The sequence below is a fragment of the Enterovibrio paralichthyis genome (assembly GCF_019209835.1).
Classification (GTDB): Bacteria; Pseudomonadota; Gammaproteobacteria; order Enterobacterales; family Vibrionaceae; genus Enterovibrio; species Enterovibrio paralichthyis.
In genome coordinates, this window is record NZ_JAHUTS010000008.1 from 12,800 (window position 1) to 26,929 (window position 14,130).

The 14,130-nt window shown below is 53.2% G+C and carries 14 protein-coding genes; 11 read left to right on the plus strand and 3 right to left on the minus strand.

What is annotated here, in order from left to right; genetic code table 11:
* Positions 1–6: 6 nt before the first annotated feature.
* The 4 genes from KU854_RS11345 to KU854_RS11360 all read left to right on the plus strand — a co-directional run bounded on the left by KU854_RS11345 (position 7) and on the right by KU854_RS11360 (position 5,138).
* Complete coding sequence (locus KU854_RS11345; RefSeq protein ID WP_054780599.1) at positions 7–324, plus strand: ArsR/SmtB family transcription factor; 318 nt, start codon at positions 7–9, stop codon at positions 322–324.
* Between the two features lie 48 nt (positions 325–372).
* Entirely contained in the window at positions 373–3,720 is a 3,348-nt protein-coding gene (locus KU854_RS11350) for an efflux RND transporter permease subunit (RefSeq protein WP_218358672.1), read from the plus strand.
* Positions 3,717–4,772 carry an efflux RND transporter periplasmic adaptor subunit gene (locus tag KU854_RS11355; RefSeq protein WP_218358673.1) on the plus strand — a complete coding sequence of 352 codons (1,056 nt, stop codon included), beginning with the start codon at positions 3,717–3,719 and terminating at the stop codon, positions 4,770–4,772. The genes KU854_RS11350 and KU854_RS11355 overlap by 4 nt, the downstream gene beginning before the upstream one ends.
* Positions 4,773–4,856: 84 nt before the next feature.
* The gene (locus KU854_RS11360; protein WP_054780598.1) at positions 4,857–5,138 is read left to right on the plus strand and encodes a winged helix-turn-helix domain-containing protein; all 282 of its coding nucleotides are present in this window, start codon (positions 4,857–4,859) and stop codon (positions 5,136–5,138) included.
* Positions 5,139–5,191: 53 nt separating this feature from the next.
* On the opposite strand, the gene KU854_RS11365 is transcribed toward KU854_RS11360, so the two are convergent.
* The 3 genes from KU854_RS11365 to KU854_RS11375 are packed head-to-tail and all read right to left on the minus strand — an operon-like array spanning position 5,192 to position 6,353.
* A complete protein-coding gene (locus KU854_RS11365) occupies positions 5,192–5,542 on the minus strand; it encodes an MmcQ/YjbR family DNA-binding protein (protein WP_218358674.1) in 351 nt (116 codons plus the stop codon).
* Complete coding sequence (locus KU854_RS11370; protein WP_218358675.1) at positions 5,542–5,997, minus strand: DUF1499 domain-containing protein; 456 nt, start codon at positions 5,995–5,997, stop codon at positions 5,542–5,544. The genes KU854_RS11365 and KU854_RS11370 overlap by 1 nt, the downstream gene beginning before the upstream one ends.
* A 20-nt stretch (positions 5,998–6,017) precedes the next feature.
* Positions 6,018–6,353 carry a DUF2956 domain-containing protein gene (locus KU854_RS11375; protein ID WP_218358676.1) on the minus strand — a complete coding sequence of 112 codons (336 nt, stop codon included), beginning with the start codon at positions 6,351–6,353 and terminating at the stop codon, positions 6,018–6,020.
* Between the two features lie 385 nt (positions 6,354–6,738).
* On the opposite strand from KU854_RS11375, the gene KU854_RS11380 reads away from it, so the two are divergent.
* From KU854_RS11380 to KU854_RS11410, 7 genes are all read left to right on the plus strand, one after another.
* Entirely contained in the window at positions 6,739–7,059 is a 321-nt protein-coding gene (locus KU854_RS11380) for a heavy metal-binding domain-containing protein (protein WP_218358677.1), read from the plus strand.
* A gap of 165 nt (positions 7,060–7,224) precedes the next feature.
* A complete protein-coding gene (locus KU854_RS11385) occupies positions 7,225–7,710 on the plus strand; it encodes a DUF2919 domain-containing protein (RefSeq protein ID WP_218358678.1) in 486 nt (161 codons plus the stop codon).
* A complete protein-coding gene (locus KU854_RS11390; protein ID WP_054780717.1) occupies positions 7,703–8,098 on the plus strand; it encodes a hypothetical protein in 396 nt (131 codons plus the stop codon). The genes KU854_RS11385 and KU854_RS11390 overlap by 8 nt, the downstream gene beginning before the upstream one ends.
* 108 nt (positions 8,099–8,206) lie before the next feature.
* Positions 8,207–9,106, plus strand: coding sequence for a Dyp-type peroxidase (locus tag KU854_RS11395; protein WP_218358679.1), 900 nt, complete (start codon positions 8,207–8,209; stop codon positions 9,104–9,106).
* Positions 9,107–9,621: 515 nt separating this feature from the next.
* On the plus strand, positions 9,622–9,924 hold the full coding sequence (locus KU854_RS11400) for a PTS fructose transporter subunit IIB (protein WP_218358680.1): 303 nt from the start codon (positions 9,622–9,624) through the stop codon (positions 9,922–9,924).
* Entirely contained in the window at positions 9,924–12,368 is a 2,445-nt protein-coding gene (locus tag KU854_RS11405; protein ID WP_218358681.1) for a beta-mannosidase, read from the plus strand. The genes KU854_RS11400 and KU854_RS11405 overlap by 1 nt, the downstream gene beginning before the upstream one ends.
* Before the next feature lie 30 nt (positions 12,369–12,398).
* Complete coding sequence (locus KU854_RS11410; RefSeq protein WP_218358682.1) at positions 12,399–14,057, plus strand: ABC transporter substrate-binding protein; 1,659 nt, start codon at positions 12,399–12,401, stop codon at positions 14,055–14,057.
* Positions 14,058–14,130: the final 73 nt, after the last annotated feature.

Genomic DNA, 14,130 nt, shown 5'->3' on the forward strand with positions numbered 1-14,130 from the left:
AAAACCATGTCACAGGAACTCATGCATCAGGCGGCGGATGCGGCAAAAGTATTGCGTATTCTTTCGCATCCAGAGCGTCTGATGGTGCTTTGCCAGTTGCGGGAAGGTGAGCGTAACGTCTCGTTTTTATTGCAAAACAGTACGCTGAGTCAGTCGGCATTCTCTCAGCACCTCACAGTGCTCAGACAGGCCGGGTTAGTTGCCACGCGCAAGTCATCGCAGTCGGTTTATTATCGTATTGCCGACCCCCGTGTTGAGAACCTTATTAATGCTATTCAGGGAGCATGGTGTGGCGAGCAAACCCTGACGCCTGAAACACAATAAAAACCGCATTCGACGCCAGCCTGGTAAGGGCATTTTGAGGGATATGGAATGGAACAGGAGAAGGTACGTTCTCAAGCCACCGACCTTGTCAGTCGGTTTCTGTTGAGTGGTTTTGCGCCTGTTTTGATGTTGGTGGCGCTTCTGGCGGGGACAGTGGCATTAGTCATGACCCCGCGTGAGGAAGATCCGCAAATTGTGGTGCCGATGGCGGATGTCATCATTTCGGCACCCGGATTGTCTCCCCGTCAGGTAGAAAACCAAATCACAGAACCTGCCGAGCGTTTACTGTCCCAAATTGATGGCGTGGAATACGTTTATTCCCAGTCGATGAAAGGACAGGCGGTGGTCATTGTCCGCTTCCACGTGGGTGAAAACCGCGAAGACAGTCTGGTTAAACTCTACAGCAAACTTTACGCCAACCAGGACACGCTTCCTTCGTCAGTAACCAGCTGGGTGGTGAAACCCATTGAAATCGACCACGTCCCCATTGTTGTCGCTGCGCTTTACTCCACCAAACCAGAAATTACTGACAGCTTCGCCTTGCGCCGCATTGCCGAGGAGATGACGCAGTCACTCAAGGCCATTGACCAAACCCATCAGGTGACAGTTTCCGGCGGCTTGCCCCGGGAAATACAAATTGCCTTTGATGCCACCGCGTTAGCTGCCTATCAAACCACCATTGATGACATTCGCTGGGCGCTGTCGGTTTCCAACGTGCACCAACAGGCTGGTCGGGTAAACGATAAGGGCAGGGTGTATACCGTCGAGTCCGGACAGTTTTTCCAGTCTGCCCAAGAACTTGAGATGCTGGTGGTCAATGTCATCAATGGCAAGCCGGTTTACCTCAAAGACGTCGCGACCATCACTGATGGGCCAGTGCAGCCGGACAGCTATACCCTGTATTCCCCCGGCTTTGCCCATCCTGAAGCCGTAAGTGGCCGCTCCTGGCCGGCGGTGTTTATTTCTGTCGCCAAGCGAAAGGGCTCTAACGCAGTGTGGGTGGCGGACGATGTACTCGCTGCGTTCGATGAAATGGAAAAATCCTGGCTGCCTGACGGGGTGCATCTGGATGTGATCCGCAACTATGGCCAGACCGCAGACGAAAAAGTCTCGAATCTGGTATCGAGCCTGGGTCTTGCCGTGTTAACCGTGGTGGTGTTTGTCGGCTTCTTTATGAACTGGCGGGCGGCGCTGGTGGTGGCGCTCGCGATACCTGTCAGCTACGGCGCGACGCTGCTGCTTGACCTGATGTTTGGCTATACCATCAACCGCGTCACCCTGTTTGCGCTTATCCTGGCGCTCGGCCTGATTGTTGATGATCCCATTGCTTCCATTGACAACATTGACCGCTACCTGCGCCAGAAAAACCTTCCGCGAGTGAAAGCCATCTCTCTGGCAATGGCAGAGATACGCAGTGCGCTCCTGATGTCGACCATTGCCATCGTGATTGTGTTTATGCCGATGTTTTTCATCACAGGCATGATGGGGCCTTATATGGCGCCCATGGCTTTTAATGTGCCTGTGGCGGTGATCTTCTCGACCGTGGTGGCGTTTTTTGTCACCCCTTGGCTGGCGTTCAAGCTGCTGAAAGTGGCGTCAGAAGCCGGTCACTATCATCTTGAGACCACGCTGGTCTACCGCGGTTACCGGCGCATTCTGTCGGCCATTCTGGCATCCCGTGGAAGACGGGTCTCCTTCCTGTTGGTAATTGCTGCGTTGTTCGCCATGGCGGTATCTTTGCCCGCGCTCCGCATGGTGCCGCTTAAACTGTTGCCACACGATAACAAGAATGAGTTTCAGCTGGTGATCGATATGCCTGATGGAACGTCTGTCGAGCAATCGGCGCTGGTGAGTGATGCACTTGCCGAGTTCTTGCTGGCGCAGCCGGAGGTCGTTTCTGTCTCCCATTTTGTCGGTTTGGCCTCACCCATGGACTTCAATGGCATGGTGCGCCATTACTTCCTGCGCGCCGAGCCGCAGCAAAGTGAGCTTCGTGTGGTATTGCTGGATAAAACCCAGCGCCGGGAGCAGTCCAACGAAATGATCACCCGCTGGCGCGATGAGCTGGAAGCAATCGCTGCCCAATACGGCGCAGACATCCAACTGGTGGAAGTGCCTCCCGGCCCGCCGGTCATCGCTACCTTGGTCGCGGAAGTCTACGGCAATGCTTTCACCCCTTATCACGAGCTTGAAGCGGCAGCGGAAAAAGTGGCTGAGCGTATGCGCCAGGAAGATTTTGTTTCAGAGGTCACGACATCAGCGACCGATGAGCATCAGGTATGGCAGTTTGTGGTGGACAGGGAGAAAGCGGCGCTTTCCGGAATTTCGACCGACGATATCAACCAGACCATTCTTGCTGCTTTGCAAGGCGCGCCCATCGGTGAAATGCAACTGGTGGATGAAGTCTCTCCTCTGGCGATCACTGTCCGTTTACCAGAAGGGGAACGGGACAGCCTGAATGCTGTGCTTTCGCTTTACGTCCGTGGACGTGAAGGGGTCAGTCAGGTATTGACCGAAAGCGGCACTTCATCAGCTCCTCGGCCTTTGGTGCAACTCGGTGAGCTGGGCAGGTTTGAGCTGAAACCACAAGAACACACCATCTACCACAAGAATCTGCGTCCCGTGGTGTATGCCTATGGGCAGACTGTCGGCAGGGCGCCGGCTGAAGCTATCGCTGACATTATGGTGGATTTTGGTGAACCGGAAAGCGAGCGCGCTCGCCCTCTTTCAGAGCGTCACTACTTTAACAATGGTGCCGGTCTTGGCTGGCAATTACCGCCGGATATCGAGGTGGTCTGGAGCGGGGAAGGGGAATGGAAAATTACCCTGGATGTGTTCCGTGATTTGGGCATCGCCTTCGGTGTGGCGCTTCTTGGTGTCTATGTTGTTTTGGTTATCCAGACAGGATTGGCAGGTGTGTCCGGGGTCATCATGCTTTCCATCCCGCTGACCATGATTGGCATTATGCCGGGGTTCTGGCTGCTCAATGTGTTTGCAGGCGATATCAATGGTATCCCTAACCCGGTACTGTTCACGGCAACGGCCATGATAGGCATGATTGCGCTGGCCGGGATCGTAGTACGTAATGCACTGGTACTGATCCAGTTTATTCAGCAGGCACTGGTGGAAGGCGTCGGGCTGGAAGAAGCGCTGTATCAGGCGGGCGCAGTGCGGATGCGGCCTATTTTGTTGACGGCGGGAACAACCATGCTCGGCAATATAGTGATTACGCTGGATCCGATTTTCAGCGGTCTGGCCTGGGCAATTATTTTCGGCATTATCGCCTCCACCATCTTCACCCTGCTGGTGGTGCCTGTGGTTTATTACATGATCAGTGCGCCAACGCCTTTGCAGGAGGAGCACAGTGAAACGTCTTCGGAAGGAGCCTTGCAATGAAAGCGCGAATGATAGCGATGCTCGCCTCAGCGGCGGTAATGGTGCTGGTTTTTGCCTACATGGCGGGGCTGTTTGTTCCTGATCTTCCACCGGTACCGGAGCGGGCGGTGCAGACACCTGCGGCAGAATATCTGGAAGTGGATGTGGTAGAAATGCCGCAAAGCCGCCAGTTCAGCGGTACTGTGCGGGCTCACCAGTCGGCAGAACTGGCTTCGCGTATTAACGCCAAAGTAGCGGATGTGCTGGTCGATGCCGGGGATGCGGTGAAAGCCGGGGATATCCTGTTGCGGCTCGAAAGTGATGATTTGAGCGCGCGGGTTATCCAGCAGCAACAAGCACTGGCTTCCGCACAGGCGCAGGTTAATGATGCCCGCATTAATTACGACCGTGTGCGCAAACTGGTCGATCGCGGTTTGCTGCCCGTCGCGGAGCGCGATGCCGCCAAGGTCAAACTGGACACGGCCAATGCGGAACTTGCTGGTCGCACGGCATCCTTGTCTGAAGCGGAAGTGAACCGAAATTTCAGTGTCATCACCGCACCTTTTGACGGTGTAATCAGTAAACGCTCTGTGAATCAGGGAGACATTGCCACCGTGGGTGCCAACCTGATCTCTATCTACAACCCAAACTCATTAAGGCTGGAAGCGGCGATCAGTGAATCTGTGTTGCCAAAGCTGGCCGACACTGACCAGTTTGATATCGTCCTTGATACCAACTCCCACCCTTTAAAAGCTCGGGCACAGGAAATAGAACCGGCGGCAGATGCAGCTTCAAGAAGTTTTACCGTGAAATTCGGGTTTGATGAGAAAGAGGGACTGTATCCTGGGATGTTCGGGCGTGTATCCGTGCCATTGGATACGGTGGAGGTGCTGGCGGTGCCACAGGATGCGGTAATTTCCCGTGGTCAGCTTCGTTATGTTCACGTTCAACATCCTGAAAAAAATGAAGATATGCGTATTGTGAGGCTGGGTGAAACTTTCCAGCACAACAACGAAGAATGGGTAACTATCTCGGCAGGTCTGAATAAGGGGGAAAGGATTCAGCTGCCCTGATCTATGCGCGCTCCTTTTGATCAAGCGCAATACCTCCTCTGCAATTCATTGAATAATGGAAAACAGTCATATTAGGAGGTCTCAATGGAACTGAATCCGGTTTTTGCAAGAAGACTGTATCTCGCATTTCTGGTCGAAGAGATGGAACGCCCGAACGTTCCTCGATTGATTGAAGCAACAGGCTGGCCACGCCGCACTATTCAGGACGTGATCAAGTCTCTGGCAGGGCTGGGCATTGAATTGTCGTTTATTCAGGATGGACGACGCCACAACGATGGTTACTACCGCCTGACTGATTGGGGCCCGTTCAAACGTGAGTGGGTCGAAGAGCGCAAACGGGACATCATGGGTACCCTCGCTCATTGAAAATAAAAACGCAGCTCAACATTCGCTGCGTTTTTTTATGGAAGGAATAGCTGTCACGACTGGCCGGGTCGCAGCGCTTTTTGAACATATTTCGGCAGCTTATCGACCACTAAATCCCATGAGCGCGAGATGATGTTTTCCAGCTCAGCGGTTGGCAGTGGACATTTTTCACCAAACTCTATCCAACCTGCTCTAGCCAGGTGCGGTGCTGGACGGCAATCCGGTATTTCAGCCATCATCACGAACAGGTCATCCGGCACTTTACACGCCATCTTGTTCCCGTCGTAAAAAATGCACACCATCTTGGTCTGATGAACACTGTAAACATCCACGCCGCCCCATTTTACGTCATGGCGAATTCCCACCAAAGAGTGGCAGTGCTGTTTGAGCGACGGGATATCCATTACTTGATAAGTCCTGCTTTCTGGAGTGACTGGCGAAGTTGGTCGGCACGCTTGCGGTTAACACCGAAATCCGAATAGCCGGTGCGGGACTCTGAGCGGACAATCAGCTTGTCGCCATCAATGCGAAGCTCCAAATCATCAACAAAACGCATGATTTTGCTGACACACTCTATCCGGGCGTAATCCCCGTCTTGTTCGGCAACCCTTGCCCCGGGCAGCATCAGCGCAACATCAACAATTCTCGCCATGCTGATATTGTCATTTGCCAGTTCAAACGGAGCCAAATGGAAATCCTTGCGCTCATCCTGCGTGGAAACACAATTTGGCTTGTCGGCGCAGGGGGTAAGGGATCTGTCCTTCATCGTGGTTTCTCCTTGCACACATCCAGCCAGCGCCAGCAAGGTGGCCGTGGCTGCAGGGATATAAAAACGTCTGTCTGAAATTTTTCTGTTCATATCACTATCCCACCTGATGGTTAACGTAGCAGCGCAAACGCAGCAAAACCTACCCAGCTGATAACAAGCAGCGCCCAAGGCAATATGGTGTTGGCGCGGGACGGTTCTTGGTGAATGCTTTCGGAGTCCAGCTCGATATCTACACTGGCGACCTGCTTTTGTTTCAGCTGCTTTTTGCGTTCTTTATCGCGCTCGCGCGCTTTGGCTTTCAGCTGCTTTTTATACAGGGCGATACCTTTTTCAATGCCCTGAGCAATCAGTTTTGTCTGTTCTTTGGTTTGACCCGGTTTCTGCGTTGCCTTGGCAATTTTCATTGCTTCCAGTTGGCTTTCCGGTGATGGCGTTGGGTTATTCATCGTTATCTTTCTTATCCCGTGCTACGTTAGGCGCAATTATACCCAAATGACCTGAAGATGCTCGCATTCAGAGGTCATCAATGCGTTCAATTCGAGGCAAATTTTACGTGGAATAGTCGTTCTATTTCCGTGGAATTTAACGAAGAAGTGGGCGCATTGCTGGCCTCCCTTCGGGCGAGTTGACTGACGCTGTGCTCTTTGTTGTTCCTTTTTGATGGAGGTGACTACACCTACAAAGGAACGCCGCGATCACAACGCCAGTCAATCTCGCTGAATCCTGCATCTTCAGGTTGTTTGGGTATATAACGATGATAACAGCCTGTCACGAAACCAAAAACTGAGATTCCTGTCAAAGCTGTGGCACTGATTAAAAGGAGAATGACTGATGATTCTAACCACTACGCCCACGGTTCAGGGACGCGAGATACGACAATACCACGGCGTGGTTGTCGGCGAGGCGATCCTTGGTGCAAATATCTTCAAAGATATTTTTGCCAGTATCCGTGACATTGTTGGCGGCCGTTCCGGGTCTTATGAAGCAGAGCTGGCCAAAGCGCGTGAAATTGCGTTCGATGAACTCAAAGAGCAGGCCAGAGCCGTGGGCGGCAACGCGATTGTGGGCATTGATCTTGATTATGAAGTGGTCGGCCCCAATGGTGGTATGTTGATGGTCAGCATCAGTGGTACCGCGGTAACACTGGGCTGATTGTGAGCCGCCTTGAATTTATAAAATACTCTGTACGGAAATTTGTTGGGTCACTCCGCAAATTTCTGTGCTGAGACTTTGTGACCGGCAGGATTGCTGACAAAGTGCCAAGGAGGGCTATGAACATCATTAACTATGTGCTAACCCTGGAAGATAACGACACCAATGAATTCGCTCTTGTACACATCCCCTGATTACTACGACAAACACGGCAACGCCAAACCCAACCTGATGTTCTGGTTGAGCTGTTTTTTCCTCGCCCGCGCCTGGATTGTGTTTGTTATCGCAGGCGTAAGCCGCGAACAGGGACAAACCCTGTTATCCATTTTCTATCCAAGCCACGAAGCGTTATATCTTGGTCTGGGATTGGGAACACCCGCCGTCGCATTGATGCTGATGGCAGGAAACCTGCACCGCTACCCGGGGTTCTTCTCCGCAGTGTGGCGATGGGGCAAAGTGATTCTCATGGTGTCATTACTGTGTGACCTTGCGTTGCAGGCACAACATTTGATGATTCAGCACTGGAGCTTCCATTGGGGCAGTGCTGGCATGTTACTGATGGCGATTTGGCTCGTGTTGTATTTATTTAGAAGCCGCCGCACTCAGTTTTTGTTTGAAGCACCGATTACAAGAGAAGAAAAGAATGAATGAGTGGAAGAAAGGGCTGGTGCTTTTCAGTGCCATGCTAAGCCCGCTGGCAATGGCCGACTGGCAAGTTGACGTGAATTTCGAAATGGAGCGCTCAGGTAAACAGCACCGCGCACAGACCTCTGTTTCACTGGTTCCCGGTGAAGAGACCATCCTGTTTGACAACGGGGATATGAGTGGCGCTCTGGTGGGCAAAGCCGAGCTACTGGAAGTGACAGCGGACGAAGTGAAGATTTCCCTGCTGGTTCAAGAACAGGGGCAGAACGGCGAATGGCGTACCATTATGGCGCCGGTTGTCAGTGCGGGTCTCAATACACCGGCATCGGTGAATCAAACCAACGCCCTGTTGGATGAAACCGCATCACTCAAGGTGGAAATCACCTCGGTTTAAACAAACACTGATTACTTTACCGATCTGAGACAAAGTCTCTGAATTCATCCGGGAATATGCTAGCTTGACGCAAAACATAGATAGTTAGCACTTTACTCGGAGGTAAAAATGGCGGTTTCCCAACCGGCAATCGTGGCAGACGCGGGGCAGTTCGCGCTCTATACCGTACTTAAAGTCACCGGCGACGCAAAAGCAGTCCTGAAACAATGCCGTGATTTGCACACGCTGGTCGAAGAGATTAATGCCAATCAACCTGGCGCTTCACTGAAAGCAGCCGTTTCGTTCGCTCCAGCATTCTGTGCGGCGAACGATATCCAGACACCAGACGATTTTTCCCCATTCCGACCGCTTGGCGAAGGTGATACCCATGCACCTGCGACCGAGTGTGACATCCTGATCCATGCCCATTCCAGCCGTCATGATCTTAACTTCTTCCTGCTGCGCAAGTTCTTGTCGCCGATCGCGGCAGAGGTGGAAGTGGTTGATGAAACTTACGGTTACCGTTACCTCGATTCCCGCGATATGACCGGCTTTATCGATGGTACAGAAAACCCGGAAGGCGAAGAAGCACGCCGTCAGGTAGCCATTATTGCTGAAGGCGAGTGTGCCGGTGGCAGTGTGGTGATGATGCAGCGCTACGTGCACAAACTGGCAGCTTGGGAGCCTCTGACCATCAAGCAGCAAGAGAAAGTGATTGGCCGTACCAAGCCAGATTCGATTGAGCTTGAAGATGTACCGGCAACGTCTCACGTTGGCCGCGTTGATATCAAAGAAGATGGCAAAGGGCTGAAAATGGTGCGTCACAGCCTGCCGTATGGTTCAGTGTCCGGCGATCACGGCCTGCTGTTTATCGCGTACTGCCACACCCAGCACGTACACAAAACCATGCTGGAAAGCATGTTTGGTGAGCGTGACGGCAAAACCGACATGTTGCTGCGTTTTACAACGCCAGTGACCGGTGCCTACTTCTACGCGCCATCGATGGAAGCGCTCAGCACACTGGGTTGATTCCCGAAACCGTTTTTCGAAAAGCACCACAAGTTGGTGCTTTTTTATTGCCAAATCAAACCTTTTTACACTAGGGGCTGTTGACCTTTGGTGGTTAAATTTTGTTCTAGCCATAAGCGTTTTAGGCGCGGCGAGGTGTGTGCCGCCTAGTTATTCTAAGCAAATACACCTCAACAAAGCATAAAACGCTTAGGGTACGGGACGCGCAGTCGAACCCTTCGGGCAGCGTTTGTGGGGAATTTCTGCTGCGTTATCAGCGTCTCATGTAGGCTAGCTACACATCGAAGCTTCTGCCTTGCATAAAATCCCCACAAACTGCTGCAAAAATCATCACCAAAGGTCAACAGCCCCTAGAAGCGCCAATGTTGATCGCTATTCACTTTTTGGCGCTTGGGCAAATTTGTCCAGTTTTTACTGCTCGACCCCAACCCTCTCCCTTGTGATTATCGCCAGCACGAATCGTGAAAATAAAACAACAGACCACCAAGGTCTGAACCGACGTGTTGGAGTTAGAAATGAACATTGTTGCGATCACCGCCTGTCCTTCCGGCGTTGCACACACCTACATGGCTGCTGAATCTCTTGAACAGGCTGCGCTGGCGCGTGGCTGGACGATCAAAGTGGAGACACAGGGCGTTCTGGGCGCAGAGAACGAAATCTCACAGCAGGATGTTGAAGAGGCAGACGCCGTTATTCTCACCACAGACATTGCCTTAAGCGGCACTGAGCGCTTTGACGGTAAAAAAGTGATTCAAACCACCGTGAAACGCCTGGTGGTCTCACCTTCTGAAGCACTGGATGCGGTGGAGGCAGCGTAATGACCACACTGACACTGGATGGTGAATGGCAACTGACCTCACTGAATACACCATCGATTACCGCTCCGATTACCCTGCCGGGAGACGTACACAGTGCACTGCTGGGGGCTGACATCATTCCTGATCCCTACATGGGCTGCAACGAAACCAAGGTGCAGTGGGTGGGCGAGCACGATTGGCAGATGACACGTGAATTCACGGTGGATGCCGAACTGATGGCCGCCCGGGAAGTCGATCTCAAGCTCAGCATGGTCGACACCATGGCGGAAATCGATATCAACGGCATCACCGCCATTACCTGCAGCAACATGTTCCGTCACTACCGCCGCGATATCCGTCCTTTGCTGCGTGAAGGCAGTAACCAAATCACAGTTACCCTGAAGCGTGCTGACATTGAAGCCAAAGCGCGCGCCGAGCGCCTGCCGTTTCCTGTGCCTTGGGCGGTGGGCAACAACCAGATCCCGCACATGAACACCCTGCGTAAAACCCAGTGCCACGCCGGTTGGGACTGGGGCATTTGCCTGCTCGCTAGCGGCATTTACGACAGCATCCGCATTCAGCCGGTTTCCCATGTCCGTTTACTCGACATGCGTACCGAGCAGCAGTGGCAGCATGATGGCCGCTGTGTTGTGGTCGCCAGTATCCACACCGAAATGCTGGATGGGGCGCAGCCACAACTGGCCGAATGTACGCTGGAAACGCCGGACGGCGAGCGCCATAGCCTTTCCGTGGCCATTGATGCAGCCGTGAATACGGTACGTTTTGAACTGGATAAACCGATGCGCTGGTGGCCAGCAGGTTACGGCGAACAGCCGTTGTACTGCCTGCATCTGGCGCTGGATGGTCAGGTTATTGAAAAGCGCCTTGGCCTACGCGAACTGGCTGTTGATACCCAGGAAGATGAAATTGGTGCGGCCATGACCTTTATGGTTAACGGCAAAGCCATTATGTCGAAAGGGGCTAACTGGATCCCGCTCGATGCCATGCCGGGCACCCAGACGCCGGCGCGTTACCGCCGCCTGCTGGAAGATGCCAAAGCCGCTAACATGAACATGATCCGCGTCTGGGGCGGCGGCATGTATGAGCGCGATTGCTTCTATGAGCTGTGTGACGAGCTTGGCCTGATGGTGTGGCAGGATCTGATGTTTTCCTGCGCCCTGTATCCATCGACACCGGAATTCTTGAGCGACGTGCGTGAGGAAATCACCGAGCAGGTACGTCGCCTGAGCGATCACCCGTCACTGGCATTGTGGTGCGGTGACAACGAAGTGATTGGCGCGATCGGCTGGTATCCGGAATCGAAAAACAACCGCGAAAAATACGTCGTCAACTATGACCGCTTAAACCGCGTGTTGCAGGAAGTGGTGGAGCGCGAAGACCCGTCACGCCGCTTTTGGGCCAGCTCACCGTGCAACGGCGAACTGGACTTCGGGGATGCCTGGCACGACGACAACAAAGGGGACATGCATTTCTGGGATGTGTGGCATTCCGGCAAATCTTTCGATGCTTACCACAACATCAAGCCGCGTTTTTGCAGCGAGTTCGGCTACCAGTCATGGCCGTCACTGCCGACAGTAAAAACCTTTGCCCCCGAATCGGACTGGAACGTTACCTCACCGACGTTTGAACAGCACCAGAAAAACGGCCGCGGCAACAGCATCATCACTGAAATGTTTACCCGCTATTTCCGTTTCCCAATGGACTTTGCCCAGATGCTGTACCTGAGCCAGGTGCAACAGGCGCTCGCCATCAAAACTGCCAGCGAATACTGGCGTGCCAACAAACCGGTCTGCCGCGGCATTCTTTACTGGCAACTCAACGACTGCTGGCCGGTCAGCTCCTGGTCGAGCATTGAATATACCGGCCGCTGGAAGCAGCTTCACTACCACGCCAAACGCTTCTTTGCCCCTCAGGCTGCCGTGTTTGTTGAAGAAGAAAACACGCTGCGTCTGCACCTTATCAACGATGAGCACCGTCGCTGCGACGTGAAGGGTCAGGTGACCTGGTATGACTGGCAGGGCGAGGTGATTGATACCTGGCCGGTGGAAGCGTGCCTGGGTGAAGACGACAACCAGCTGGTGTGGCAGTGCGACCGCGAGGTGATCAACGAGCGCCAGCACCAGGGCTTTTTCCATGTCGAGATTGAGGTGGAAGGTACCCGCTTTGCCAACACCTGGTTTGATGATGTGTACAAACGCCTGCCATTGCCCAAAGCCTCGGTCACCCCGGAGGTGAAAACGGTCAACGGCCAGGTGCAGGTGACATTCACCACGGACAAACCGGCCTTTTTCGTTCACCCGGAATTTGGTGGTGAAGGCCGCTTCAGCGACGCCAGTTTTACCCTTATGCCATGTAGTCCGGTGACTGTCGATTACCTCGGAGAGGCAACGGCAGATGAACTGGCTCGGGATCTGACGGTTTACCACCTGGCGAACAGTTTCTAATTAAGGTTTTCATGAAAGTAAGGACACGTAATGCCGAGTAAAAAGACACTTGCAGCCCTCGTGCTTGCTGCATTAACCGCGCCCCAGGCGCTGGCTGAACAACGACATGAACTGACGATCGTGGCGGATTTCTATCCGACCATGATCCGCAACTTCAACCCGTACCTGTCGACTAACCTGCGTACCACCACCGACTTTATCTATGAGCCGCTGGTGGTGTTTAACCAGATGCACGGCAACAAGCCGGTGATGCGTCTGGCGGAAAACTATTACCTGTCAGAGGATCTGATGCAGGTAACGTTTGAGATCCGTGAAGGCGTCAAATGGTCAGACGGTAAGCCGTTTAGCGCGGAAGATGTGGTGTATTCCTTCGACCTTATCCGTGAAAAACCGGAGTTGGATCCGAAGGGCATGGATCGTTGGATTAAGTCGGTACGCCAGGATGGCAACAAGGCCATTTTTGACCTCACGGAAGTGAACACCAACGTGCCTTACGAAATCTCTACCATTCCAATCGTGCCAAAGCACATTTGGAAAGACATTGAAAAACCGGAGCTGTTCACCAACGAAAATCCGGTAGGCTCAGGCCCGTTCACGGAAATCGACACCTTCACGCCACAGCTTTATGTCCAGTGCCGCAACCCAAATTACTGGGACAACGACAATCTGGAAGTGGACTGTCTGCGCGTGCCGCAAATTGCCAACAACGACCAGTTGCTGAGCAAGATCATCAAGTCTGAACTCGACTGGACCGGTGCCTTTATCCCGGACATCGACATCACCTATGCGGCGCGCAGCCCACACCACAAATACTGGTATCCGGCAGCAAGCCCGCAGGCGTTTGTGCTGAACTTTAAGTCACCGCATCCGGGCAACAACGAGGCTATCAATAATATTGATTTCCGCCGCGCGTTCTCGATGTCCATTGACCGCCAGAAAATCATCAATATCGCTTTCTACGGCAACGGCGTGGTGAACGACTACGCTTCTGGCCTTGGCAAAGTGTTTGAGTTCTGGGCCGATCCTGAAATCTACAACAAGCACAAAGGCTACAACACCTACAACGTCGTCAATGCCAAAGCCATGCTGAAAGAGGCAGGCTTTGTGGATGTCGACGGTGACGGTTTTGTCGAAACCCCAACCGGCAAGCCGATTGAGCTGGAACTGCAATCCCCGACAGGCTGGACGGACTTCAACAACGCCGTGCAGTTGGGTGTAGAGCAACTTCAGGCGGTCGGCATCAAAGCCAAGGCACGCACGGCAGATTTCGCGGTATACAACCAGGCGATGCTTTCTGGCACCTATGATGTGGCTTACACCAACTACTTCAATGGCGCAGACCCTTACCGCTACTGGAGCACGGGCTACCACTCCCGCTTCCAGGAAGGGGAAAGCATGCCGCGCTACGCCATGCATTTCTTCAAAAATGCCGAGCTGGACAGGCTGCTGGACACTTTCTACAAAACCGACAAGCAGGATGAGCAGAAGCTGATTGCCCATCAAATCCAGAAAATCATCGCAGAGAACCAGGTGACTGTGCCTGTGATGTCCGGCGTTGACGTTTACCAGTTCAACGAAAGCCGCTTTACCGGATGGTGGAACGAGGGGAATCCGAAAGGCCGTCCATCGTCATGGGCGGGTGTGCCGGAGCGTCTGCTGCACGTGTTGGGTCTCAAGCCGAGAGCGTAAACCGACAACAGGAGTGCGCCCACCAGTGCACTCCTGATCTTTCATATCAATCACCTTGATGAGCGTAATAAAG